At 51.7% G+C, this 23282-nt stretch carries 38 protein-coding genes; 37 read left to right on the top strand and 1 reads right to left on the bottom strand.

Going from position 1 to position 23282, the window contains the following annotated elements; translation table 11 throughout:
* The first annotated feature begins 22 nt into the window (after positions 1 to 22).
* From ACTHR7_RS05140 to ACTHR7_RS04965, 36 genes are all read left to right on the top strand, one after another.
* Entirely contained in the window at positions 23 to 706 is a 684-nt protein-coding gene (locus ACTHR7_RS05140; protein ID WP_440370448.1) for a DUF7168 domain-containing protein, read from the top strand.
* The gene (locus ACTHR7_RS05135) at positions 703 to 870 is read left to right on the top strand and encodes a hypothetical protein (RefSeq protein ID WP_440370447.1); all 168 of its coding nucleotides are present in this window, start codon (positions 703 to 705) and stop codon (positions 868 to 870) included. Before ACTHR7_RS05140 ends, ACTHR7_RS05135 begins: the two co-directional genes overlap by 4 nt.
* Complete coding sequence (locus tag ACTHR7_RS05130) at positions 870 to 1067, top strand: hypothetical protein (RefSeq protein WP_016687334.1); 198 nt, start codon at positions 870 to 872, stop codon at positions 1065 to 1067. Before ACTHR7_RS05135 ends, ACTHR7_RS05130 begins: the two co-directional genes overlap by 1 nt.
* Entirely contained in the window at positions 1064 to 1420 is a 357-nt protein-coding gene (locus tag ACTHR7_RS05125; RefSeq protein ID WP_440370446.1) for a hypothetical protein, read from the top strand. The genes ACTHR7_RS05130 and ACTHR7_RS05125 overlap by 4 nt, the downstream gene beginning before the upstream one ends.
* Entirely contained in the window at positions 1417 to 1860 is a 444-nt protein-coding gene (locus tag ACTHR7_RS05120; RefSeq protein WP_440370445.1) for a hypothetical protein, read from the top strand. Before ACTHR7_RS05125 ends, ACTHR7_RS05120 begins: the two co-directional genes overlap by 4 nt.
* Entirely contained in the window at positions 1857 to 2684 is an 828-nt protein-coding gene (locus ACTHR7_RS05115; RefSeq protein ID WP_440370444.1) for a hypothetical protein, read from the top strand. Before ACTHR7_RS05120 ends, ACTHR7_RS05115 begins: the two co-directional genes overlap by 4 nt.
* Position 2685: 1 nt before the next feature.
* A complete protein-coding gene (locus ACTHR7_RS05110) occupies positions 2686 to 2931 on the top strand; it encodes a head morphogeneis protein (protein ID WP_311457663.1) in 246 nt (81 codons plus the stop codon).
* 17 nt (positions 2932 to 2948) lie between these two features.
* Positions 2949 to 3095, top strand: a complete 147-nt coding sequence (locus tag ACTHR7_RS05105) for a hypothetical protein (RefSeq protein WP_168162674.1) — start codon at positions 2949 to 2951, stop codon at positions 3093 to 3095.
* The gene (locus ACTHR7_RS05100) at positions 3088 to 3609 is read left to right on the top strand and encodes a host-nuclease inhibitor Gam family protein (protein ID WP_070630701.1); all 522 of its coding nucleotides are present in this window, start codon (positions 3088 to 3090) and stop codon (positions 3607 to 3609) included. Before ACTHR7_RS05105 ends, ACTHR7_RS05100 begins: the two co-directional genes overlap by 8 nt.
* Complete coding sequence (locus ACTHR7_RS05095; protein WP_049343834.1) at positions 3609 to 3797, top strand: hypothetical protein; 189 nt, start codon at positions 3609 to 3611, stop codon at positions 3795 to 3797. Before ACTHR7_RS05100 ends, ACTHR7_RS05095 begins: the two co-directional genes overlap by 1 nt.
* Positions 3797 to 3988, top strand: a complete 192-nt coding sequence (locus ACTHR7_RS05090; RefSeq protein WP_002232400.1) for a hypothetical protein — start codon at positions 3797 to 3799, stop codon at positions 3986 to 3988. Before ACTHR7_RS05095 ends, ACTHR7_RS05090 begins: the two co-directional genes overlap by 1 nt.
* Positions 3989 to 4032: 44 nt before the next feature.
* Positions 4033 to 4920: a recombination-associated protein RdgC gene (locus ACTHR7_RS05085; RefSeq protein WP_440370443.1), complete on the top strand. Its 888-nt coding sequence runs from the start codon at positions 4033 to 4035 to the stop codon at positions 4918 to 4920.
* A gap of 195 nt (positions 4921 to 5115) precedes the next feature.
* A complete protein-coding gene (locus ACTHR7_RS05080) occupies positions 5116 to 5514 on the top strand; it encodes a gp16 family protein (protein ID WP_049343838.1) in 399 nt (132 codons plus the stop codon).
* 2 nt (positions 5515 to 5516) lie between these two features.
* A complete protein-coding gene (locus ACTHR7_RS05075) occupies positions 5517 to 5996 on the top strand; it encodes a Mor transcription activator family protein (protein WP_070646075.1) in 480 nt (159 codons plus the stop codon).
* A gap of 162 nt (positions 5997 to 6158) precedes the next feature.
* A complete protein-coding gene (locus ACTHR7_RS05070) occupies positions 6159 to 6704 on the top strand; it encodes an N-acetylmuramoyl-L-alanine amidase (RefSeq protein WP_440370442.1) in 546 nt (181 codons plus the stop codon).
* The gene (locus ACTHR7_RS05065; protein ID WP_440370441.1) at positions 6701 to 6904 is read left to right on the top strand and encodes a hypothetical protein; all 204 of its coding nucleotides are present in this window, start codon (positions 6701 to 6703) and stop codon (positions 6902 to 6904) included. Before ACTHR7_RS05070 ends, ACTHR7_RS05065 begins: the two co-directional genes overlap by 4 nt.
* Positions 6905 to 6906: 2 nt before the next feature.
* Complete coding sequence (locus tag ACTHR7_RS05060) at positions 6907 to 7071, top strand: hypothetical protein (RefSeq protein WP_440370440.1); 165 nt, start codon at positions 6907 to 6909, stop codon at positions 7069 to 7071.
* 2 nt (positions 7072 to 7073) lie between these two features.
* A complete protein-coding gene (locus ACTHR7_RS05055) occupies positions 7074 to 7310 on the top strand; it encodes a hypothetical protein (protein ID WP_002219316.1) in 237 nt (78 codons plus the stop codon).
* Positions 7282 to 7701 (top strand): hypothetical protein, encoded by a 420-nt coding sequence (locus tag ACTHR7_RS05050; RefSeq protein ID WP_440370439.1) that lies wholly within the window; start codon positions 7282 to 7284, stop codon positions 7699 to 7701. Before ACTHR7_RS05055 ends, ACTHR7_RS05050 begins: the two co-directional genes overlap by 29 nt.
* Complete coding sequence (locus ACTHR7_RS05045; protein WP_440370438.1) at positions 7598 to 7915, top strand: hypothetical protein; 318 nt, start codon at positions 7598 to 7600, stop codon at positions 7913 to 7915. Before ACTHR7_RS05050 ends, ACTHR7_RS05045 begins: the two co-directional genes overlap by 104 nt.
* Entirely contained in the window at positions 7912 to 8241 is a 330-nt protein-coding gene (locus ACTHR7_RS05040; protein WP_070646086.1) for a hypothetical protein, read from the top strand. The genes ACTHR7_RS05045 and ACTHR7_RS05040 overlap by 4 nt, the downstream gene beginning before the upstream one ends.
* An 11-nt stretch (positions 8242 to 8252) precedes the next feature.
* On the top strand, positions 8253 to 8519 hold the full coding sequence (locus ACTHR7_RS05035; RefSeq protein ID WP_070646088.1) for a hypothetical protein: 267 nt from the start codon (positions 8253 to 8255) through the stop codon (positions 8517 to 8519).
* Entirely contained in the window at positions 8516 to 8713 is a 198-nt protein-coding gene (locus ACTHR7_RS05030) for a hypothetical protein (protein ID WP_049227001.1), read from the top strand. The genes ACTHR7_RS05035 and ACTHR7_RS05030 overlap by 4 nt, the downstream gene beginning before the upstream one ends.
* Position 8714: 1 nt before the next feature.
* The gene (locus ACTHR7_RS05025; protein ID WP_049226999.1) at positions 8715 to 9221 is read left to right on the top strand and encodes a DUF1804 family protein; all 507 of its coding nucleotides are present in this window, start codon (positions 8715 to 8717) and stop codon (positions 9219 to 9221) included.
* 5 nt (positions 9222 to 9226) lie between these two features.
* Entirely contained in the window at positions 9227 to 9472 is a 246-nt protein-coding gene (locus ACTHR7_RS05020; RefSeq protein ID WP_063076054.1) for a hypothetical protein, read from the top strand.
* A gap of 3 nt (positions 9473 to 9475) precedes the next feature.
* Positions 9476 to 11086 (top strand): phage terminase large subunit, encoded by a 1611-nt coding sequence (terL, locus tag ACTHR7_RS05015; RefSeq protein ID WP_440370437.1) that lies wholly within the window; start codon positions 9476 to 9478, stop codon positions 11084 to 11086.
* A gap of 50 nt (positions 11087 to 11136) precedes the next feature.
* Positions 11137 to 12582: a phage portal protein family protein gene (locus ACTHR7_RS05010; RefSeq protein ID WP_440370436.1), complete on the top strand. Its 1446-nt coding sequence runs from the start codon at positions 11137 to 11139 to the stop codon at positions 12580 to 12582.
* On the top strand, positions 12569 to 13864 hold the full coding sequence (locus tag ACTHR7_RS05005; RefSeq protein ID WP_440370435.1) for a phage minor head protein: 1296 nt from the start codon (positions 12569 to 12571) through the stop codon (positions 13862 to 13864). The genes ACTHR7_RS05010 and ACTHR7_RS05005 overlap by 14 nt, the downstream gene beginning before the upstream one ends.
* 3 nt (positions 13865 to 13867) lie before the next feature.
* The gene (locus tag ACTHR7_RS05000; protein ID WP_049335934.1) at positions 13868 to 14167 is read left to right on the top strand and encodes a hypothetical protein; all 300 of its coding nucleotides are present in this window, start codon (positions 13868 to 13870) and stop codon (positions 14165 to 14167) included.
* Positions 14168 to 14448: 281 nt separating this feature from the next.
* Complete coding sequence (locus ACTHR7_RS04995; RefSeq protein WP_440370434.1) at positions 14449 to 15399, top strand: hypothetical protein; 951 nt, start codon at positions 14449 to 14451, stop codon at positions 15397 to 15399.
* A complete protein-coding gene (locus ACTHR7_RS04990; protein WP_440370433.1) occupies positions 15392 to 15754 on the top strand; it encodes an oxaloacetate decarboxylase alpha chain in 363 nt (120 codons plus the stop codon). Before ACTHR7_RS04995 ends, ACTHR7_RS04990 begins: the two co-directional genes overlap by 8 nt.
* Positions 15755 to 15769: 15 nt before the next feature.
* Positions 15770 to 16759 (top strand): major capsid protein, encoded by a 990-nt coding sequence (locus ACTHR7_RS04985; RefSeq protein ID WP_440370432.1) that lies wholly within the window; start codon positions 15770 to 15772, stop codon positions 16757 to 16759.
* 58 nt (positions 16760 to 16817) lie between these two features.
* A complete protein-coding gene (locus tag ACTHR7_RS04980) occupies positions 16818 to 17228 on the top strand; it encodes a phage protein Gp36 family protein (RefSeq protein ID WP_440370431.1) in 411 nt (136 codons plus the stop codon).
* A 3-nt stretch (positions 17229 to 17231) separates the two neighbouring features.
* Positions 17232 to 17663 (top strand): phage virion morphogenesis protein, encoded by a 432-nt coding sequence (locus tag ACTHR7_RS04975; RefSeq protein ID WP_440370430.1) that lies wholly within the window; start codon positions 17232 to 17234, stop codon positions 17661 to 17663.
* Position 17664: 1 nt separating this feature from the next.
* A complete protein-coding gene (locus ACTHR7_RS04970; RefSeq protein ID WP_285070029.1) occupies positions 17665 to 18129 on the top strand; it encodes a phage tail terminator protein in 465 nt (154 codons plus the stop codon).
* Positions 18130 to 18141: 12 nt separating this feature from the next.
* Entirely contained in the window at positions 18142 to 18900 is a 759-nt protein-coding gene (locus ACTHR7_RS04965) for a hypothetical protein (protein ID WP_440370429.1), read from the top strand.
* Between the two features lie 102 nt (positions 18901 to 19002).
* Here ACTHR7_RS04965 and ACTHR7_RS04960 read toward each other — a convergent pair whose 3' ends face one another.
* Positions 19003 to 19176, bottom strand: coding sequence for a CDP-diacylglycerol--serine O-phosphatidyltransferase (locus ACTHR7_RS04960; RefSeq protein WP_440370428.1), 174 nt, complete (start codon positions 19174 to 19176; stop codon positions 19003 to 19005).
* Positions 19177 to 19229: 53 nt separating this feature from the next.
* Here ACTHR7_RS04960 and ACTHR7_RS04955 point away from each other — a divergent pair, with 53 nt between their 5' ends.
* On the top strand, positions 19230 to 23279 hold the full coding sequence (locus tag ACTHR7_RS04955; RefSeq protein WP_440370427.1) for a phage tail tape measure protein: 4050 nt from the start codon (positions 19230 to 19232) through the stop codon (positions 23277 to 23279).
* Positions 23280 to 23282 lie beyond the last annotated feature (3 nt).

Below are 23282 nucleotides of genomic sequence, written 5' to 3'. Positions count from 1 at the left end.
ATTGATTTAAAAGGAATTTAAGATGGACAAAGAGAAAATCTTAGACAAAATCAAGAAATGCTTGGCTTTGAGTAAGTCGGCAAATGAACACGAAGCCGCACAGGCGTTAAAGCAAGCGCAGGCTTTAATGGGGAAGTATGAAGTCAATGCTGTAGATATTGCCTTATCAGAAGTCTCTGAACAGAAAGCCGATCGAAAAATGGCTTTTAAATTGGCAAATTGGCAATGGAGTGTTGCAACTATGATTTCCGATGTATTCGGATGCCAATCTTACAAACGCGGGAAGACGATGATGTTTTACGGCATTGGAAATCGAGCAGAAATCTCAGCCTATGCCTTTGATGTAGTTTATCGGCAGATTTCCGCCGAACGCCGCAAATTTTTGAAAACCTGCCGAGCAAGAAAGCAAGCGTATAGAACTTATCTTGCCGACCAATTTTGCAATGGTTGGATTATGAGTGCTTGGGAGATAGTCAAAAAATTTGAGATGTCTGATGAAGAAAAAGCCGTTATGGACAGATACGCAAAAAAAGAACATTCGGACATGGTCGAAGCGAAAACAAGAGATGCGAAATCATCAATTCTGCAAGGGTCAACAATGGAATATGAGGCATTAGCTCAAGGAATGGAATCGGGCAAGAAAGTGCAGTTACATCATGCCATGAATGGTACAGACGGCGTAAAACAAATTGGAGAGCAGAAATGAATCAAAAAGAAATTACCGAATGGATCGAAGACCGTGGCGAGCTGATGATCATGAAGAAGGACGGCGAGGGATTTGTGATTGCTGCGCGGTCGCCGGATGGGATGTGGAAAACGGCGGAAGCGGAAACTTTGGCTCAAGCGATAACTTTATGGGAGGAAGCGTGATGACTACCGGAATGATGATTTATCTATTGGTCTGCGGGCTGATTGGTTTGGCACTGGTGGTTTTGGCACTGATGAGCCTGATTGAAAACTGGTTTAAACAACGGACTAAAGCTGTTGTTTTGGATGCCTGCGGTATGTTTTTTGGGTTGGTTGTTGTCCTTGTGGCGTTTTTGGCGATTCTTGGGGTGATTAAATGATTGAAATCAGAGGTAAAAACTTTGTTGCGTACAACGCGAGTGAAAGTGTTTTGGAAAGCATCATTAAGGATGTTTTCTCTGGGGCGATGTTAGGGTTTTGTGTGTATATCAGCCACTGGTCAGCCTCAGTGTTTTGGACATTTATCAGCGGTTTGATGTTTTTGTCTTATCTGGGCATTAAGTTGGGCAGGTTGATGCGTGACAAGCAAACTAAGTTTGAAACTTGGTCAGATTTTAAAGCATGGATCGATAAGCAAGCCGAACTTGAAAATCACTTGGCAGGCAATGTCCAGATCGTAAAAGGCAATGGAAATATACAGGCTGGTGGTGATGTTTGGAAGGATAAACAATGAACATCGAAAAATTCAACCCGAAAAAAGACCCTAAATACATTGGCTATATTTTCCGATTTTTGAAGAAAAAATCCAAGTTGCGTGAAGCTTTAGGAGCTTATCCGCGAATTGTTAAGTTTAAAGATGGATTCGGCTGGTGTATCGGCTGGTTTATTGAAAACGGTCTTGGGGACTTTATTGGCAGCAGGATTTGTTACGACTCAGAACTAATGGATGAGACATTTTGTTTTATTAAAACCCCTGAAACAGGGGTGGTTGCCGAAGTCAAATGGGACGAATACGAACGTATCGGAGGGTGTGCATTAACTGAATGGCATCACAAATGGGTCTATGCCAATAAACAAACACGCAAATGCCGACACTGCGGAAGATGGGAACGGAAAGTCGTCAAGACCGTTAAGACGGTTGAACGTCGAACATTATGGGAGAGCGAGTCATGAACATCAAATGCCCGAACTGCGGTGCGGTGCATAGCCTGGACACCTTAATCAATGATGCGGAGGCTTCGGCGGTATTAAAGGCTGTGTTGGAGATGGATGCTGAATTGGGCAAGGCGGCGATACGGTATATCGGTTTGTTCCGTCCTGCGAAATCCCAGCTCTCTTGGGCGCGTACCGCGAAACTGCTGAATGAGTTGCTGCCGATGATTAAGGCGCAGGAGGCGGCGCGTGACGGGGTTTGTTTTCCTGCCCCTACCGAGGCTTGGATTCATGGTTTAAACGAGACGGTCAATGCACGCGACCAAGGCCGTCTGAAACTGCCCTTAAAGTCGCATGGTTATTTGCTGGAGATTGTCAGCCAGTGGCAGGGTTCAGGGTTGCCCTCTCCCCAACCCTCTCCCACGGGGAGAGGGGGCGAAGGCGGCGCACCGTCAAAACTGCGGCAGGGGGTGGCAGCCTTGGGCGAATGGGCAGGAGAAGATTGGGCGAAACGAGAAATCGCTTCAGGTTTTGCATTGCTTGCCGCGCTCAATCTACCCAACCGACCGGCAGCGCAGGATATGCCGGTAGTTGCGGAAATTTGGTATCGGAAACTGATGGAGAAAAAAGAAATCGTCTCGCCGGAGTATGACCCAATACGGATTCAGACGGGGTTTAAGGTATTGCAAGCGGCGGAAACATGGCCGCACCCCGCCGAACTGCTCCGCAACCTGCCGCCACGGTTGATACCAAGGGCGATGCTGGCGAAACCCGCGCCGGATAAAGAAAAAGGCCGTCAGAAAATGGCGGAAGTGAAAGATGTTTTAAACAAGAAAGGTCATTGAAATGGAAAATGAATATTTTACAAGTAATAACCGAATATCGGACTTAATCAGTCAATTAGAAAAGTTGAAGGCAGAGCACGGCGATTTGGTAATAACCCACAATTATTTACGAGGAGGAGTTAGAGATATTGATTTAACAGAGGTTAAGGTTGCCTATATCAGACCGAAGGAAAAACGCGAAAAAATACTGGCTTATCGTATTGGAATACACCAAGTCGGTGATTTAAAAGTTTTAAGAATTTTATAGTTTAAAAGGAAAACATCATGATTGAACCGCACGAGTACCGTCTATTGGACGAATATTTAGAGCAAGACTGGGATGCCTTTATCAGTTTTGCTGAAACTAAAGGATTTGAAGCAAGCGAAGTATATCAACTACTCAACAAACTGGAGGAAAAAGCAAATGGCTAAAACCCGAATCAAACAACCCGCTATCGAAGCGGCACAAGACAAAGCGGAAGTTACCGCATTTATCCGCCAAATCGGCGACTTGCAGCGCGAAGTCAAACGCCTGGAAACCGAAGCCGGAGACAAAAAAGCGGTCATCGAAGAAGAATATGCCGCCAAAGCCGCGCCGATGTGTGCCGAAATCATGAGCCTGACCGAACGTGTGGCCGCATACTGCGAGGCACATAAGGACGAGCTGACGGAAAACGGTAAAACCAAAACCGTGGACTTTACTACCGGCCTGATTAAATGGCGTATCCGTCCGCCATCCGTCAAGGTAACGGGCGTGGCCGCCGTCTTGGCGTGGCTCTCCGAGAAATCCGCCTTTGCTGAGTTTGTCCGCACTAAAAAGGAAATCGACAAAGACGCCATCCTGAATCAAAAAGAGCGTTTTTCAGACGGCCAAGTGCCGGGAATTAAGATTGTGTCGGGGCTTGAGGATTTTGTGATTGAGCCTACTGAGCAGGAGTTGGCGTGATGGCGAAAATTGTGATTGAAATTGAAGATTTGCCTAATGGTAAAGTTAGCTATGTACCTCATGGAGATCTCCTTATCCGAGATGGCGGCACTCCTGCTCAATTAACTTGGATTGCTGTGCAAGATGTTATTGATATGCTTGGAAAGATTGGGGCTATACAAGGTATGTCAAAGCGGGAGATGTCGTGATGGCGAAAATTGTTATTACGATAAAAGACGAGATGCCAGTAAACGGCTTGAATGGCGTGACCATCAGTTATGACGGCGATTTGGAGCCGCAAGGCGAACTGACGATGGCGCAGATGACGGCTTATAACATCAAGAAATTGATGGATGCGGTTGAGTTTGAGACCGCAAAAAGGCTGAGTAAAGCAAATTGACCCACGGCGGGAAACAACCCGCCATTTTTGAAAAAGGATTAAATATGTGGTTTAAACAAGTTACTCCATTTCGTGTTTTTGAATTGCCCGAAAAACGCTATTTAGATGAATCTCTTGGAAATAGTTGGTTTACCGAACTACAGGGCTTGGACTGGTTTACCGAGGGCTTTACCCACCCGACCGCATTTTCTGACAGAGCGGTATTTGAAGCAGAAAAGACTATGCTTATCGCCCTGAAGCGAGAAGAAAAAGTATTACCCAGTGCGGCCATCAAGCATAAATTGGACGAACAGGTTGTTAAGATCCAAACTGCCGAAGGCCGTAATGTCGGCCGCAGAGAAAAGCATGAATTACGCGAAGCAATTATCGACGACCTGCTGCCTAAAGCGTTGATTAAAAGCAGCCGCACTTATGGTTTATTTGCTGGCGAGTGGTTATTCGTTGATACGGCAAATCGCCGCAAGGCCGAAAACCTGTTGACCAAGTTGCGCGAAGCCCTTGGCGGCCTGCCGGCTCAACAACCAGTTCCCCGTCAATCTCCGGCATCATTGATGACCAATTGGCTGTTGCAGGGCGAAGCTCAGGGGCGGTTTGTGTTGGATAGTGATGTTACCCTGGTCGGTGTGGGCGATGTTGCTCCCAAAGTTAAAATCAGCCGCAAAGACCTTACCGCCGAAGATGTGGTACAACACGCCAAAAACGGCATGAAAGTAACCGAACTTGGCTTGGTATGGAATGACCGCGTAGCATTTATTCTGACACAGGATTTAACACTGAAACGTATCCAATGGCTGGACGTTGTGCAGGAAGAAGCTGAAGGCAGCTGCGATGATGCGGAAAGTATGGCTTATGCCACACAGCTACTGATGGCGGCTGCACTGAGTGTGATTCTTGGTGAGTTGGTGGATTTACTGGGAGGTTGGCAGGAATGATGGAGGGTTTGGATTCTGAAGGCTGGGATTTTTAAAGCTTGATTAAAGGCCGTCTGAAATGGGGTTTAAAACCTGTTTCAGACGGCCTTTTTTATGTCTGTCAGTTTCGCAAAAAAACATCGACTTAATACTATATATTGTATTTTATTAGTATAATATGCGCTAATTTATACTATATGTTGTATTGGAGGAATAATGCGCCGGGCGTTGATTGCGAAAATTAAAATTGCTCAAAAGGAGCTGGGCTTGGATGACGGTACCTATCGCGCGGTATTGGAGCGCGTGACGGGCAAGCGGTCGTGTACGGAGTGCAGTATCCCTGAGCTGGAGCGCGTGGTCGAGGATTTGCGCCAACATGGTTTTACGCCGAAGAAAACGGCAGGCCGTCGTCCGAACCGCCGAAGCTCTGCCGATCCGATGATGCGCAAAATCGAGGCTTTGCTGTTGGATAACGGCTGGACTTGGAATTATGCGCACGGTACGGCGAAAAAGATGTTTAAGGTTGACCGTGTGGAATGGTTGTCTGACGGCAATATGCACAAGCTGGTGGCGGCGTTGCAGATTGCGGCGAACCGAAAGAAGAAGGAGGAATAGGAATGAGTGTAAGTTGGGAAATGACAGAGCAGGACTTTGAGGATGTGAAACATCTTCTGCCGCAGAGCGTGGTGGCGATGATTACGGTCATCGGGCTTGAAGCGGCGTTTCACATGGTCAAGGTTTGGGGCGGGACGAATTACCCGATCTCCAATCGCCGGCGCAATACGCGCCAGAGCCGAATCTTACACGCACAACTGGTCGAGGACATTGGTGAGGAGGCTGCGGGACGATTGGAGCGAGCTTATGCCGGTCAACCTTTCTTGGCCATTCCTCGCTGCTGGGACGCGATGCGCGAGCTGCGCAACCGATTTATACGCCGGCAGTATGATGCGATGAGCGCGGAGGGTTTGAGCGATTTGATTATTGTGCGCGAGCTGGTATTGGCTCATCGCCTGTCTACGCGCAATATCCGATACATTTTGAAAGAGGCCGACCGCGAGGCGGCGGCAAGAGCGCAGACGGATTTATTTGCAGCTTGATTGTGTTGTGTGTTTCTTGTGAGTGGACCTTTGCCCTGCTTTTTGCAGGGCTTTTTTTTGTCTGCGGAACAGTAAGTGCATTTGTGCCGACCGTCTTATGCCGTCTGAAAAGGTTAAATAAGGTTTTGAAAATAAATTGTGATTTGATTTTCGGAGATGTTTATGGGCAAAACTGTAACTTTAACCGCCGGACACAGCAACACCGACCCGGGCGCGGTCAACGGAAGCGACCGTGAGGCGGACTTGGCGCAGGATATGCGCAACATCGTGGCATCTATCTTGCGCGATGACTACGGCTTGACCGTTAAAACCGACGGCACGGGCAAAGGCAATATGCCGCTGCGCGATGCGGTCAAGCTGATTCGCGGCTCAGATGTGGCGATTGAGTTCCACACCAATGCTGCGGCCGCGAAAACGGCCACTGGCATTGAGGCTTTGAGTACCGTCAAAAACAAACGCTGGTGTCAGGTGCTGAGCAAGGCTGTTGCGAAGGCTACCGGCTGGAAACTGCGCGGCGAAGACGGCTTTAAACCCGACAATGCGGGCCAGCATTCGCGCCTGGCTTATGCACAAGCCGGCGGCATTGTGTTTGAGCCGTTTTTTATCAGTAACGACACTGATTTGGCCTTGTTTAAGACTACTAAATGGGGCATCTGCCGCGCGATTGCGGACGCGATTGCGATGGAATTGGGAGCGGCGAAGGTATGAAAAAGTCTTTGATTGCTTTATCTATTGCCTATTGTGCAAAGTTAAAAAACGGTTTTGGCGTACCGCCGTTACCTGAAATCAAAATCACGCCAAGCCCTGTTCGGGTAGGCTCTTTGAAACAACATCCGAGCCTGCGCTTGGGTAAATCAGGCGTGGCGGCAGCCAAACGCGCGGCGCGTAAACGCAAGAATCGTCGTTAATCATGGGACAGGTTGAGTTTTACGAAAAGATGATTGAGCTGTGGTCGAGCAAAAGCCATGAGGCAAGCGAACGGGCTGATTTGGCGGCGTTTGAATTTGCGGAGGGCGAACTGGCCAATTATCGGGAAATGCTGAAACGGCACCTGCAAACCAAAAGTGTGGAATAGCAATGCGTATTTTGGATATTTTTAAAAACCCGGCGACAGGCAATGTGTCTCACTCGAAACTGTGGGCAAATGTTGCCTGCGCGGCTGGGACGTTTAAGTTTGTGATGTTGCCCGATCCATCGGCGGAAATTTGGGCGGTGTATTTGGGTATTGTCGGTGGCTATGCGGTGGCACGCTCGTTTGTCAGCGTGAAACGTCAGGAGGTTGAGAATGAATCTCGTGAAACTGCTGGCGAATAACTGGCAACCGATTGCCATCATTGCACTTATCGGCACGGGTTTGGCGGTGTCACACCATCAAGGATATAAGTCGGCCTTTTCCAAACAGCAGGCGGTCATCGACAAGATGGAGCACGATCAGGCGCAAGCCCTGCTGTTGTCGGCTCAAAACTACGCCCGCGAGCTGGAGCAAGCTCGTGAAGAAGCAAAAAAATCTGAAGCCAAGGCGCACGCCGTCGGTGTGGCTTTGGCACGAAAGCAGGCGGAAGTAAGCCGCCTGAAAACGGAAAACAAAAAGGAAATCGAAAATGCGCTTACTCAAGACAGCCAAAAAGCAGGCGGCAGTTGTATTGACGGCTTTGGCTCTCATGGCCTGCAGCTCTACAACCGCGCCCTCGGCTACGGAAATTAAAGTTGTCGAAAAGGCGGTCATGCCGACACCGCCTGCCGCATTGATGGTCGCACCGGTGCGCCCGAATGCGCCGAAAGACGGCAAGACGGCCATGCTGTTGGAACACGCCGCCGAGTTTGGCGGCTATGTTGCCGAACTTGAAAACCAAAATCAGGCTTGGCGCGATTGGGTCAACAGTCAAGCGGAAGTTGACGGTTCGGAGGGTGCGCGATGACGACTTATCGTGATTTGGTGCAACGCACGGTCGCCTGCCGTCATGCGGACTTGGAATTGGGCTTAAGCCGCGCACGCGAACAAGAGCCGTTTGTCATCCATGTTTCCGACCTGTTGGATAAGGCAGGCATTGAGTACGCGGTACGCATGGATAAGGATTTTCAGACGACCTTTTGTGTGGAGTTTTCCGCGATCGCCCCTGCTGATGTGATTGGTATTTTGCGAAAGTATTATTCAGTCTTTTTTGACGGCCAAAAGGTCGAGGCGGCGAGCCGAAATCCCGAAGGCTATGCGGTGCGTATCGTATTTGGCGATGTGCCTGTTTAAAGGGGTTTTAAATGGATTTTGAATTTGGATTTAGGACCCTGTGGCCGATTGCGACAGCGGCGTTTTGGTTTTGGGTCAACGGCATTTCAAGCCGTCTGAAAGAGGCGGACAAGCGTATCGACGATCTTAAAGAGGAGTTGCACGCGGTCAAGCTCTCTTATCACACCAAGCAGGATGCCAAGGCAGACAGCACTAATATTGCGGCGGCCTTGGAACGAATTGAAAACAAGTTGGAAAAAGTAAACGAAAAACTGGACAGGAAAGCGGACAAATCATGAGCGACCCGATTTTAGAAGCCTTGGCGCGTATCGAAGCCAAGCAGGATGACCTGCTTGCCAATCAGGCGCGCATGGACGAGGAATTGCAGCAAATTAAGAAAGACTGCAAGAAATCTGCTGCGGTTTATGGTGGTCTTGGCGGCGTGATTGTAACGACGGGTTGGGAACTGCTGCGAGCCAAGTTCGGAGGCTGATATGGCACACCCGAAAGAAACCCGCGAAAAGCTGCGCCGACTGTACGTCAGCGACGGGCAAACACTCGAAATCGCGGCGATGATGTGCGAAATCCCGACTGCGACCGCCCGTAGCTGGAAACGCGCCGCCAAAGAGACCGGCGACGATTGGGACAAAGTACGCGCCGCCTACACGCTGGCGGGCGGAGGTATCGAAGACTTGAGCCGCTCGCTGTTGGCGGGGTTTTTGGTGCAGTACCAATCGACGATGACGATGTTGCAAGACACGTCGGTCGAGGAGCTGATGCCGTCCGAGCGCGCCAAATTGTTGGCGAGCCTGTCGGATGCGTTTACAAAGACCGTAGCCGCAAACGCCAAAGTGATGCCGGAAACGTCAAAATTGGCGACGGCGATTGAGGTGTTGGAATTGTTCGGAGAAGTGGTCAAGGAGCGATACCCACAACACTTGCAGGCTTATGTCGAGTTGGTCGAGCCGCTGGGCGTGGAAATTGAAAAGAAATACAGGTAAGCGATATGCAAAAAGTTGAATACACGCATAAGGGCTGGTTTTTATTTTGCCCGATTTGGATTGCCGATTGGGAAAGTGAAACTCCTGTTGTCGCACCACGCTATAAGCTGGAGCCGTTGTTTTGGCTGGCCGACCAGTTTTTTTACTTTATGTCGTCCATGAATGAAATGAAAACGGGAGAGCCGTTGCCCTTTTGTTTCATGGTTAATCAAAAGCCGCTGAAAAAGCCGGTTGTCCACTATTACGAATAAAACATGAAGTCCAAAGAGTTTTTAAAGTCGCTTGCCGAATACGCCGCCCAACTCCGCCAAACCATCGAGGCGGAGGCGGACGGCTTTGATGCGTCACCGGCAGCCATTGCTGAGCGTCGGGCGAAAGTATTAGACCCTGTGCATGGTTACGAATATTTCGTCAATACCTACTTCCCTCATTACGTCAGGTCGTCTGAAAAGTCGGAACTGCATGAATTTCTGTTTTCCCACCTGCCCGAAATCCTACAACAGCCCGAAGGCATCAACGAAGCGGACGCTGCGCCGCGCGGCGAAGCAAAATCGACGCTGGTTACGCGCTTATTCTCGCTTTGGACGGTCATCACCGGCGCAAAAAAGTTTATCGTCATCGCGATGGACAGTATCGACCAAGCCTATCCGATGCTGGAAGCCATCAAGGCGGAACTTGAATTTAACCCGCGTTTAAAAACCGACTTTCCTGAGATGTGCGGACAAGGTCGGGTTTGGCAGGCGGGGACGATTGTTACCGCATCCAACGTCAAAATCCAAGTCTTCGGCTCGGGTAAGAAAATGCGCGGCATGGTGCATGGTGCATTCCGCCCCGACCTTGCCATCCTTGACGATATCGAAAACGACGAGATGGTGCGCAACCCCGACCAGCGCGACAAGCTGGAAATGTGGCTCAAGCAGACCGTCTTACCGTTGGGCGCGGTCGGTACCAAGTTTGACGTGATTTATATCGGCACGATTTTGCATTACGACAGCGTGTTGAGCCGCACGTTAAATAACCCGTTTTGGAGTACGCGAAAATTCAAGGCGATGAAACGCTGGCCTGACCGCATGGATTTGTGGGACAGATGGGAGGAGCTTTATCGCAACGACGGCGCGGCGGTAGCCGAAGCGTTTTATCAGGCGCACAAAGACGAGATGGAACGCGGCGCGCAAACAAGCTGGGCGGCTCGCGGCGTACTCGCGCTGATGAAAATCCGCGCCCGCGACGGTCATGCGACGTTTGACAGCGAGTACCAAAACGACCCGGTCAGTGGCGAAGATGCGCCGTTTGCCGAAAACATCAAATACTGGTCGGAATTGCCGGACGATTTGGTGTATTACGGCGCGCTCGACCCGTCATTGGGCAAAGCGGGCGCAGGGCGTGACCCGTCGGCGATTTTGGTCGGCGGTTATCAAAAATCGACGGGGCGACTGTTTGTAACCGTTGCCCAAGTCAAAAAACGCCTGCCCGATTTGATTATCGAGGACGTGATCCGCATCCAAAAAGAGGCGCGGGTCAAGCCGGTGTTGTGGGTCGTAGAGACGGTGCAATTCCAAGAGTTTCTCAAGGACGAGCTGATTAAGCGCGGGGCGCGGTCGGGTGTGCATATTCCGGTGCGCGGTATCAAGCCGTCTTCGGACAAGATGTTGCGGATTGAGACCTTACAGCCACATATGGCAAACGGGCTGATTTTGCTCAACCCCGACCAAAAGACGCTGATTAGCCAGTTGCGTCACTTCCCGAAAGCCGACCACGACGACGGCCCCGATGCGCTTCATATGCTGTGGATGGCGGCAACGACGGGCAATGTGTCAAACAGAGCACGAGCGATTGATTTGCCTGCGCCGATGTTGGAAATGTGATTTTAAGGTCGTCTGAAAACGGTTTCAGACGACCTTTGGAGTAGAAAATTATGTTCGGATTGATTAAAAGCGGAACTCGGAGAGCCGCCATCAAGACATTGACGAGCGCGACTGAAGACGCGCTGGAAAGCCTGTTTTCCAATATGGAGGGCACGGACGCGCTGCTTTCACGCCTCGGCGTGGACAGGCAGCAGGCATTGGACGCGGTGGTAAGCGATGACGAAGTGGCTTCCTGTTTGGAGGATTTGCACGCGGCCATGCTCAAAAAATCTTGGCGAATTTATGGCGAGGACTTGAGCGACAAGGATAAAGACCGTCTGTGGAAAACGCTTAAACTCCATCTGTCCGCACTTGCCGAAATCGTGGTGACGGCGCGTTTGGGCGGCTATGGTGTCGGTCGGTACGTTTATCAGCCTGAACCCGACGGCTTTTTAAAGATTAAGCATATCAGCAACAAAAGCGGCGAATTGGCGAAATACGTTCCCTACCGCGACGGCTCGCTGGTGTATCGCGGCAGCGGTGGCGAGGAAGCCTGCAATACGGACGTGCTGTATCTCTTTATTACCCACCGCGCCACTTCAACCAATCCTGCGGGCGAAATGGCGGCGGCGCGGCTGTATGCGCCGGTTGCGTTGCGTAAAAAAGGCTTTATCTACGCGGCGCAATTTATTACGCGCTACGCCCAGCCTTATCTGATTGCCAAAATCCAAGCCAACAGCAACGACGACCACGACAGCTTCATGAGCCGGTTTTACCGCTTTGTTTCCGGCGGCGCGTTGAGTATCGAACGCGAGGACGATGTGATGATGCTGCAAAACAGCGCGGATGGTCAGGCATTCCGCCGACTGGAAAACCTCGCCAATGCGCGCATCCAAAAAACGCTGCTGGGTAAAGTCAAAACCAGCGACCTTGAGACCGCCAGCCGAGCGAGCCAGGAGACCGAAGAAAACAACCGCGACGAGCGTATCGGCGCGTATCTCGCTCTGCTCTCCCGCGCCGCGCAGCACTTTATCGACGCGCTCGTGATGGTCAACAACGCCTACGGCAAGCCGATTAATGCGCCAAAGGGTGTGTGGTTTGAGTTCGAAGACGAAATCAAGGTCGATAAAACCCGCGCCGAACGCGACAAGATGTATATGGATACAGGGCAACTCGTGTTGACCAAGACCTACTACCGCGACATCTTGGGCTTTGAACCGGAACATTTCGAGCTGCGCGACCCGAAAACGTCGTCTGAAAACCCTGCGCCCGCCAAATTCAGCCTGGGCCTTTCAGACGGACTTGCCCGTAATGCGCCCGATACGGCGGAGCAGGCAATCGCCCGTCCGAAGATGGAAGCGGTGTTGGGTTTGTTGGAAAGCTGCAAAGACTACGCCGAATTTGAGGCGAAACTGTCCAAGCTTGATTTGAGCAAGGGCGACAATCTTTTGATTCAGCGTTTGGTTTCAGACGGCCTTTCTGCTTGGGCCGACGGAGCGGGCGATGGAAGGGATTGAATACAACTTCGCCGGCTTAGTCGATAAAGCTGCTTTCGAGCATTTCAAGGCTAAGAAAATCCTGCCCGGATTCAGTCATTACGATGTTTGGCTGTACCAACACAGCCTTGCGTTTACCGTCGCCAAGATGATGGACGCGGATATGCTCGCTGAAGTCAAAGACGCCATCGAATCCGCGCAACAAAACGGCACGGCGTTTGCCGATTTTAAAAAGCGTTTAAAACCGTATTTGATGGCTAAAGGCTGGTGGGGCGAGCAAGTGATGACCGACCCGCTGGACGGCGAGCCGAAATTGGTACAGCTCGGCAGTACGCGCCGTCTGAAAACCATCTTCAACACCAATATGCAAACCGCCTTTGCGGCGGGGCAGTGGCAGCGGATACAGGCAAACAAAAAAGCCTTGCCGTATTTGCGCTACAACCATTCCGCCGCCGGGCATCCGCGCGACAGCCATAAACGCTACTACGGCTTAGTCCTGCCGGTTGACCATGATATTTGGAAGGTTATCTTCCCACCCAACGGCTACGGTTGTAAATGTTCGGTGTCTGCACTGACCCGTCGGCAGGCGGAGCGCGAGGGTATCAGCGGCGAGCCTGATGTGGATATGGTTGAGTTTACCAATCCGCGCACAGGCAAAACGGTATTGATACCCGACGACATCACGCCGAGCTTCGCGCACAACCACGGCGACCGATTGGGCGCAATGGACGCGTTGTTTGGCGAGCGAAACGGCGAAGAGGCACTGACCGCCATGATTGCCGAGCGCGAGGCGTGGCTGGACAAGCGGTATAGCGTGCCGTCTGACAAAGTGGCGGTGTTGGCTTTGTCGGATAAGGTATCGGAAAAAGAAGTGCGCAGGCTGACAAAAGAGCAGTCTGCCAACAATACCAAAGACCACGAAGCGAGAGCTGCGGCAGCGTGGCAGGCTGAAACGGGCGACAGGCTGGAAGTGTTTGATTTGCCCGTAGAGAAAGGTAAGGGTCAAGCCGATTATCTGATTGTTTCAGACGACCTGCCCCGTGAAGAATGGGTAAAACTGGATTTTATGTTTACCGAAAATCCCGAACGTGCGGAATTGATGAACCGTTATTTTGCGCACACCGCCGGGGCGTGGAATACTAAGGTCGATAAGATTCGGGAACATTTTGATAAAGCCGATATTGTCCCGCTTGATTTACGCCATCTGAATGCGGCAAACCGGCATAAATTGTTGCAGTATGTGTTATCATTGCCGAAAGAACAGCGGGATAAAGTTCGCTTATTGGTAAAAATATCGGAGTAAGTCATGCCGTCTGAACTGTATGTCAGCCGCGAAGTAAAAGTATTTTTAGGCGGGAAAACCGCCCCGTCCGAATTGTTGGACTATCTGTACCCGCGTCTTGCTGAAATTGACAAGGAGGCAGCCGAGCAAATGCAGGGCGAGTTTTCGGGCTGCGTGTTTTCGATTGCGGATTTGTCCGCAGCGGCATTCGCCCGTGTATGCGGATGGATACTTGAGGCTGCTGAAAAGTCCGAGTGGATTAAGCCGTACAAGTCCGATTTAAAAACCGCGCTTGAAGCTGATCCGAGATTTAAACCTGTATAACTCCGAAGGTCGTCTGAAACCGATTCAGACGGCCTTTTTTCATAACCGCTCAAATTTCGCGTTTAAGCGCGTTTAAATACTTGGGGCAAGCAAAGATATATCCAGCATTTTAAAATCAATCCTAGAGGCTTCTAAAACGCCCCTGAATCGAATTTTAAATAGATGAACTGCACAAGGCCGTCTGAAACCTGATATTCGGGTTTTAGGCGGCTTTTGCATTTGGATTGGGAAGTGAAATCCTGCCGTCCGTCTTTTTGAACTTGGCAAGGCAAAATGGAGCAATGGATACGAACAACACCCCCCTCAAAATCAAATTGTCCGCCGCGCTGCCGGTTGCCTTGGCGACCGGTGCCGACAAGGTGCGTACTTTTAAAGGCGTTGCCAATTCGGGCAAGCCCTTCGGCTACGGCGGTTATCAGACAGTCGTCGATTTGGCCCAGCTGTCGCACAAAGCGTCCGTCCCCGTCCTATTGGAGCATTCACCCGTCAAGATGGTGGGCGTGTGCAGCCTGTCGGTAACGGCGGACGGCCTGATTGCGGAAGGCAGCCTGTTGTCCAACGAGTTTGGCACGCAGATTGCCGAAGCCGCCGACCAAGGCTTTCCGTGGGAGATGTCTGTTTATGCGCAGGCGGAATCCTACGAGGAGCTGGCGGCGGGCGCGGTATTGTCCGTCAACGGCAATGAGGTAACAGGTCCTGCGGTAATTTTGCGCCGCTGCACCATCCGCGAAGTATCGTTTACCGCTATCGGCGTGGACAGTGAGACGGAGGCGGTGGTGTTGTCGGACGGCAGCCCCTTGCCGGATATTTTTAAACAACCTTTGGAGTTATCTATGACACCCGAAGAAAAGCAAGCGTTTGACGACCTGAAAGCGGAAGTCGATACGCTCAAGGCTGAAAAAGCCGAAACCGATAAAAAGCTGAAAGAAGCCGAAGCGGCTGCCAAGAAAAACCAAGTCAAGGCGAAATTGTCCGCCGCAGGTTTCAAAGAAACCGAAGACGGCAAGTTTGAAGGCTTGTCCGATGCGACGATGACCGTGCTTTTGTCTGCCGACATCGAAGCGGCGGAAGCCATGATTGCCGACTTGAAGCCGAAAGCCGCTCAATCTTCCGTACCACCCGCGCTGTTGAGCGAAGGCGCAGGCAAAGGCGAATCCGAACACACCGGCGAGGCGGAGGGCAAGTTCTCCGTCGCCAGCCACAAAGGCTTATTGGGAGGCTCTTATGTCTAAAGCCAAAACCGAAATCTTAGGCCCTTCTATTTCCGACTTTTTGAAATATGAAGCGACACCGCAGACCCGTGTGGCGATTACTGCTTCGCAAGGCACAAAAGCCGGTACATTTGTTAGCTTTCCTCTCCGCAGCGAGTTCAAACTGCTGGCGTTGACGGATGAAGCCGACGGTAAAGTCATCGTACAGCCGCACAATTGCATCATCAATCTGGATCGATGCTCAGACGATGCAATTCGCGGCGGTACATCGAAAACGGGAGGTAATGTGATTGAGCAGCTGAATAAAGACGGCGATCCATACGGCATCGTTTATGTTGTAAACCGTATTGTCAACCCGAATGGCGACGAACTGTAACCACAAGGAAAAAATATGCCTTTATCTGACAACAGCAAATTTGGCGTGCAGGCTTTGACCACCGCCGTCAACAAAATCGACCCGGGCGCAAGCCAAATCCGCGAACTGGGTATTTTCGAACCCGAATACCTGACCACCACCTACGCCGACATTGAGTTCCAAGACGGTAAAGTCCACTTGGTAGCCAGCAAAGAGCGCGGTACAGCCGGCCAGGCGGTCGAAAGTCCGAAACGCACCGTGCGTACCGTCAAAATCCCACACCTGCCGATTCATGACGTCATCCGCGCGGACGATGTGCAGAACCTGCGCGCTTTCGGCACGACCCAAGCCGCGACCGTCATGGACAAGGTCAACGAAAAGCTGGCCGGCGGCAAATCCGACCTTGAATACACCCGCGAACACCTCATGCTCGGCGCGTTGCAAGGCAAGATTTTGGATGCGGACGGCAGCGTGATTTTGGACATCAACACCGATTTCGGCGTTACGCGCAAAACGCAAAACATCGAATTGTCGAAAGACGAGACCAAAGTCGGCGCGGTATTGGACAAGCTCTTGTCCGAACAACGCCAAAAATTCAACGGTGCGCAAGTGCGCGGCTGGGTTGTCTATTGCGGCGCAGAGTTTTTGAGTGCGCTCAAAGAGCATAAGTCTATCTTCGAAGTGTACAAACGCTTTGACGAAGCACGCGCCTACCGCGAAGGCGATACGCTCAATCCGACCGAGTTTGTCCACAAAGGCATCCGCTTTATCGAGTATGCCAACCATTTCGGCAGCGCAGCCGACATCGGTGCGGACAAAGCCATTCTGCTGCCGGTCGGCCGCAACCTCTACAAAGAGTATTTCGCGCCTGCCGATATGAACGCCACCGTCAACACCCGCGCCCTGCCGTATTACGCCAGCCGCGAGAAATTGCAGCACGACAAAGGCTGGAGCCTGCATATGCAGTCCAATCCATTGCCGATTGCGCTGCGCCCCGAGTTGTTGGCAACGCTGACCATGTCTTAAACGGATTTCAGACGGCCTTTAAGGCAGTTTTAAAGGTCGTCTGAAAACGGAGGACGGCATGATTACCATCCAAGACATGATTACCCGCTTCGGCGAGCAGGAAATGGCGGAGCGGTCGAACCATGAAAACTACGAAACCATAGACGAAGCGGTGATGGCGGCGGCAATCTCCGATGCGGAAGAAGAAGCGGCAAGCTACCTTCGGGCGGCGAAACTGTTTTTTACCAACGACACTGCGCCGCAGGTTTTGAAAATCAAAGTCTGCGACATCGCCCGCTACTACCTCTACGACGATGCGGTAACAGGTATTGTCGAAGAGCGTTATCAGTCGGCAATCGCTTGGCTGAAGATGGTCGTCAAAAATCCGAATATGCTGGACGAAAGCCGCGTATCGGATGACCGCAGACCATCAACGTGTGCCGTTTATGTGAATGCCGAACCCGATTTGCGGGAATGGCTGAAGGAGTAGGCAATGCGGATTACGGTATCGCACGACTTGTCGCGTATCGCCCAAAGCCTGAACCGCCTGTCGGGCAGGTTGAACGGCAGCCTTGAAGAGCCTTTGCGCGCTATCGGCGGCATCCTCGAATCTTCGACCCGCCACCGTATCGCCGAAACCAAAACCGCGCCTGACGGCAAACGCTGGCAGGATGTCAGCCCCGCTACGGCAGAAGCCAAAAACGGACGCGGCGGGATTTTGGTGGATCACGGCAACCTCTTGGCAAGCATTACGCACGAGGCATCGATAAAAAGCGTGATTACCGGCTCGGTAATGGGCTACTCGGTTTATGTACAGGAAAGCACGAAAACCATGCCTGCCCGCCCGTTTTTGGGCTTGTCTTCGCAAGATTATCAGGACATTGACGATTTAATGTCCGATTGGCTGGAAGGATTGATTGTCTGATATGGCTTTGAAACAGCATGAAAACTTATTGGCGGTCTATCCCGAAATCCTAGGCCGTCTGAAAACCGTCAAAGGCATTAAGGCGGTCAAGGAAATCGGCGAACTTGCCGAGCTGCTCGCCCAAGGCGCGGCGAAACGCAAAGCCGCCCCGCTGGACGGCGCGGTCTATGTCGTTTACGGCGGCTCGACCTTTGCCGACGAAGCGAAAAACGGCAAATTCCTCAAATCGACGCTGCACTTTACCTTCGTCCTCGCACGAAGCTATACCGCCAACGGCAAATCCACGCTGTACGAGGTCGGCGAGACCCTGACGGCAATCCAACGGGCGTTTTCGGGCTGGGACGCGGGCGACGAATATGCCGTTACCCCCTTCCGCCGCATCGCCTCGCCATCCATCGAATACAACGACGGCTTTGCTTTTTACCCCATTTCATTCGCCTGCGATACCGTGCAGGCGGCAAACTAAAGGAGCTGCCACATGGCAAAACAAAACGACCACGGCTTAATCTTTGAGGGCGACGTCAAGGTACGCAACCTCAATCAAAAAGGCTCAGGCTTTATCGACATCGGCAACACCACCGCCCTGACCACGCAGACCAGCGTGGAAACCAAAGAGCGCGTGTCCAAGCAAAAAGGCACTTATGGCAGCGCACTGGACAGTCTGAAAACCGTCAAGCCTACCGAAATCGGCCTGAAGCTCGATACTTTCGATAAAGACAACCTCGCGCTTGCCCTGATGGGCGAAGCCGCCGTCATCGCGGCTACGACGCAGACCGTTACCGGCGAGACCGTGACCATCGGCAAAAAAGGCATGGCGTACAAACTGGCAAACGGCAATATCGATCCAGCTACCGTCAAAGTCAAAAACAAGTCAAACGCCAATGTTGATGCCAAGCATTTGGACATCAATGCCACCTTGGGCATGATTACCATCCTGCCGGCCGCCGATACCGTCAACGACGGCGAAAACATCACCGTCGACTACAAAACCCGCGATTCCGGCGGCTATAAAGTCTCTGCCGCGACCTTGTCTAAATTGGACTTGGAAATCTACGTCGACGGCCGCAACCGCGTTACCGGCGAGACAGGCATTCTGCACATCCCCCATGCCGTACTGGCGGCGGACGGCAGTATCGACTGGTTCGGCGACGACTTCAACGAAGCCGAATTTAAAGGCACGGCGGTATTGGCTTCGGGCGAGACCTCGACCTATTCCTTCACGTCGTACAACAACTAAAGATTCGGTAATAAACAAAGGCCGTCTGAAACTGGCTTCTGCGTCTAGACGCAGCGGCGGCAGGTTTCAGACGGCCTTTTTTAAAGTGGTTTTAAAAACAGATTAGAACCGATGCAGGACTGATTTAATCAGGTATCCGCTGACGGCCATAAAGGCGAAAAACTCCAGCAGTTTCATGCCGCGGATGTGTGCCAACATATCGAAACCGAGATACAGCGCAGCGAAACCGAAGAATGCGCCGACGGCGAAAAGTATGGTTAGAGCGAGGGTTTTCATTGGCTGAAATCTGTTAAGGGTTATTCATTCGAGATAGTAAAGGTATCAAAATAATGGCGAATATTCAAGCAGGGATTGAGATTAAGGCGGGCGTCGAGGGTGTCGAAAACATCAAGGCACTGTCGGCACAAATCGAAGCAGCGGGTGTGGATACGTCGGCTTTGGCAAAAAGTACCGATGAAGCAGGTCGGGAATTTGCTGAAATTGCCAAGCAGCAGGGGCTTATCGACTATTACCGCAAGCTCGGCAGCGAACTTGAAGAAACGGATGTTGCGCTGAAGGTGGCAAAATCTAGCCTATCCGCCTTGTCGGCGCAAATGAAGGATGGCGCAACCAAGGCACAGGAACGGGAATACCAAAAACTTTCCGAACAGGTCAACAGGCTCGAAGGAGCAAAACGCCGTCTGAAAGACAGTCTTGCTCTCACCACACAGGCGATGAATGCGTCGGGCGTGTCCGTCAAAAACCTTGCTGCCGAAGAAAGCCGACTGACTGCTGAGACAGCAACTGCGACGGCAAAATTGGATAAGCTGTCAGCCGAGGCATCGGAACTTAAAGCCATTGCCGATGCAAAAATCAAACTTGGTATCGATACCGATGAGAAAGCCTTGCGTGAGTTGCAGGAGCTTAAGAAAAGCTATGACCTTTTAAAAAGTAGCGGCACGTTAACCAAGGAAGAGCTATCCCGTGCAACTGCCCACTATAACGATAAAGTGTTCCAGTTGAATAAGAGCTTATCGGATTTGCGTCCTACACTTTCCGACTTTGCCAATGAGTTCCGAGGGGTGGCGAGTGGTGCTGCCGGGCTGACGTATGCTGCACGTGAGGCAGTAAAATTTGAAAGCGCAATGGCAGGTGTTCGGAAAGTCGTGGACGGCACTCCTGAGCAGATCGAACAGTTGGGCGGGCAAGTTAAAAAACTGGCGGTAGAGTTCGGCATGATGCCGGAGCAGATGGCTGAAATTGTTGCCGCTGGCGGTCAGTTAGGTATTGCTGCCGATAAGTTGGATGAATTTGCACGCGTTACCGCGACTATGGCAACCGCCTTCGGCATGACCGCTGAAGAGGCAGGCAATGCCGCCGCGACGATTGCCAACGTGTTCCAACTTCCGATTGGAGAGGTGGAAAAACTCGGCGATGCCATCAACGTTTTGGGCAACAATACCGCCGCAAGAGAAAAAGACATTGTCGCCGCAATGGCGCGTATCGGCGGTACGGCGAAACAGTTTGGCTTGGCTACCGACGAGGCCGCCGCGCTTGCCGACGCATTTATCGCATTGGGCAAACCGCCCGAAGTGGCGGCGACCGCCATCAACGCCATGCTGCAAAAACTGCAAACCGCGCAAAGCCAGGGCAAAGACTTTCAGGCGGCCTTGGAAGGTATCGGTACGTCCGCAGACGAGATGGCGGCCAATATCGCCGCGAATCCGCAGCAGGCCTTGACCGAGTTCCTGCATAAACTTGAAGGCTTGGACAAACAAAGCCGCGCCCTGACACTCTCGCAACTCTTCGGCACCGAGTACAGCGACGACATCGCCCTCTTGGTCGGCTCGCTCGGCGAGTACGAAAAGGCTTTGGGCTTGGTAAACGACCAATCACAAATACAAGGCGCGATGCAGAAGGAGGCGGCAGCTGCATTAAATACTACCGAAGGGCAAATCAATAAGGCCAAGGCGGCAGTTTCCAATATGGCGGGAGAACTGGGTAATGCCTTATTGCCTATTTTAAAAATAACGGCATCCACAGTTGAAACGGTTGCAACGGCAATTAGCGATTTCACAAAAGATTTCCCGGTATTGTCAAAGCTGGCAATTTACTTTGCGGCCGCCCGTGTTGCAATGGAGGCGTATTCTGCAGTTGTGCGTCTTGGTGGTGCTGCTGCGCTGAAAAGTTTGGTGTCTCAAAAAGCTGCTGTCGATGCGTTGACCGTTTCATATGGAAAAGCCGGTTTGGCGGCCAAAGAATATGGAATAAGTGCGGCGGCAGGTGCGGCGCAAACACGCGGCGTGAGTGGTTTGGCATCAGGACTGTCTGCGGTCGCCTCCCGATGGGGACTGATTGGGACGTTGGCGGTAACCGCCGGTGAAGCCCTCGGATCATTTATTCAGGACCTATACGAACACATCCCGGGCCTACGCGGTATTTTTGACGAGATAGCACGCCCGATCGCCATGATAGAGAGTCTGGTAACAACGGGAAGTTTGGATAAATATCACGAATTTTTCAAAACTGACGCCGAAATCAAGCGCGAGCTTGCAGAATCAAACAAAAAGGCTACTGAAGCTGCCGAAAAAGCCGCCGTCGCCAAGAAAAAAGCAGCCGAAGAAGAGGTAGCTGCCGTCAAAGCACTGCAGGCCGAATATCGTGCGTCTGCAACAGAGTTGTCAGCGTTGGAACACAGTATGGCCGCCTTGCGTGCCGACGGTCGAGAAACCAGCGACTTTTACAGTGAACTGGCAATCAAGCTGGAAAACGTGCGCACCAAAACTGCCGAACTGAAAGCCGAACTTGACAAGAAAAACGTCAAAATCAGCGCAGATACAGGCGAGCTCGCCGCAGCACAAAAAGCCCTTGAGGCTTTGGGTTTGACGGCGGAAGAAGTAACGACCGGCATGAGCAAAAAGGCGGTGGAAGGTATTGCCAATTTTTCGCGAGTTGCCTCTCAGTTTGGTAATGATGCCGAGCAGATGGGCCGGGTGTTTCAGGCCGCGCTCAAGCAGATGGACAGTAAAGAATCAACCGATGCTCTTTTGGCCGAATTGGAAAAGGTAGGCAAACAATCCGGGCTGACGGCCGAGGAAATCAAGAAAATCGGAGATACGGCAAGGGAGTCGACGGACAAGGTTGCCGACGCCTTCGCCAAAATCGGCGTGGACAGCAAAGCTGTGATGACGGGAATCAGCAGTGATGCGCGGCAGGCATTCGCTGATTTTCAGACAGCCTCGGCAGAAGCGGCGGCCGCCGGTCAAAAAGATGCCAAGCTGATACAGGCAGCCTTTGACGCTATGATGGGCAAACTTAAAAGCAAGGAGGAATTTGCCGAGTTTCAACATCAGCTCAAAGCCAGCGGCGACGCGGCACTATTGACACAGGAGCAGCTTGCCCGTTTGGGCGATGCGGCTTCGGGAGGTGCTGAAAAAGCCAAAGCCGCCTATCAAGGGCTGAACGATACTGCCGCTAAAACAGGCGAAGCCGCGAAATCCGCTCATGACAAAGGCTCGCAAGCGGCGGAAAACCATGCCCAATCGGTCAGAAAAGTGGCGACAGCCAACAAAGAGGCGGCAGCGGAGGCAGACAATGCAGCCAAAGCGGCGGCAAATGCGTCTAAATCGTTTAGCGATTATGGCTACCGTCTGACGCAAACGGCAGGCTTTTACAAGCTCAATAATGAGCAGCTGGATTTGATGAACCGACAGTTCTCCGGGATTAAGTTGGGCATGGAGGCCACATTCCGCGCTGCTCAGATGAAAGAGTACACGCAACAGATTTACAACGCGAATACCGCGATGCAAAGGCTGACCAATGCTTCTGCTCAAGGCGCAGTGACACAGGATATCTTGAACGATGCGGCCAGCGCGGCATCTCGTGCTGCCGATAAATTGGGGAATACTGAGCTGACAAAATTCCGCAATGCGATATCCGATGCCCAACGCCGGCTGAATGCCCTGCGTCAAGAAGCACATGATGCAACCCGCGCGCTTGAGGCCGAGCTTGCCGAGCTTAATGGCAATACGGAAGCGATTTATTCTTTGCAGCAAGAAAGAAAAATCCGTGAGCTAAAACAAAAACTCGACAATGCCAACCGCCTCAAGCAAACCGATGTTGCGCGCGAATATCAGCGTCAAATCGATTTGCAGCAACAGATTTACAACAGGCAGCGCAGCAAGCGCGCCGAATCTGCCGCGCAAGAGCAAGTCCGCAACCAAGGTTCTCAGGGTAACAGCAATGCCGCCCAGCGGTTGCAACAAATCGGCAATCCGCAGGTTAATATCGACCCGGAAAAGCTTAACCAAATTTTGGCGCAGCGCGACCAAGCGGTTGCCGAGAAAGCTGTTAACGGTTTTATGAATAGTTTACAAACTTCATTAAAGCGCACGACATAATTC

Source organism: Neisseria sp. P0007.S010, assembly GCF_051962875.1.
In the GTDB taxonomy this organism is placed as follows: domain Bacteria; phylum Pseudomonadota; class Gammaproteobacteria; order Burkholderiales; family Neisseriaceae; genus Neisseria; species Neisseria subflava_A.
The sequence above is the reverse complement of the archived record's forward strand: the minus strand, read 5'-3'. Positions and strand labels throughout refer to the sequence as shown.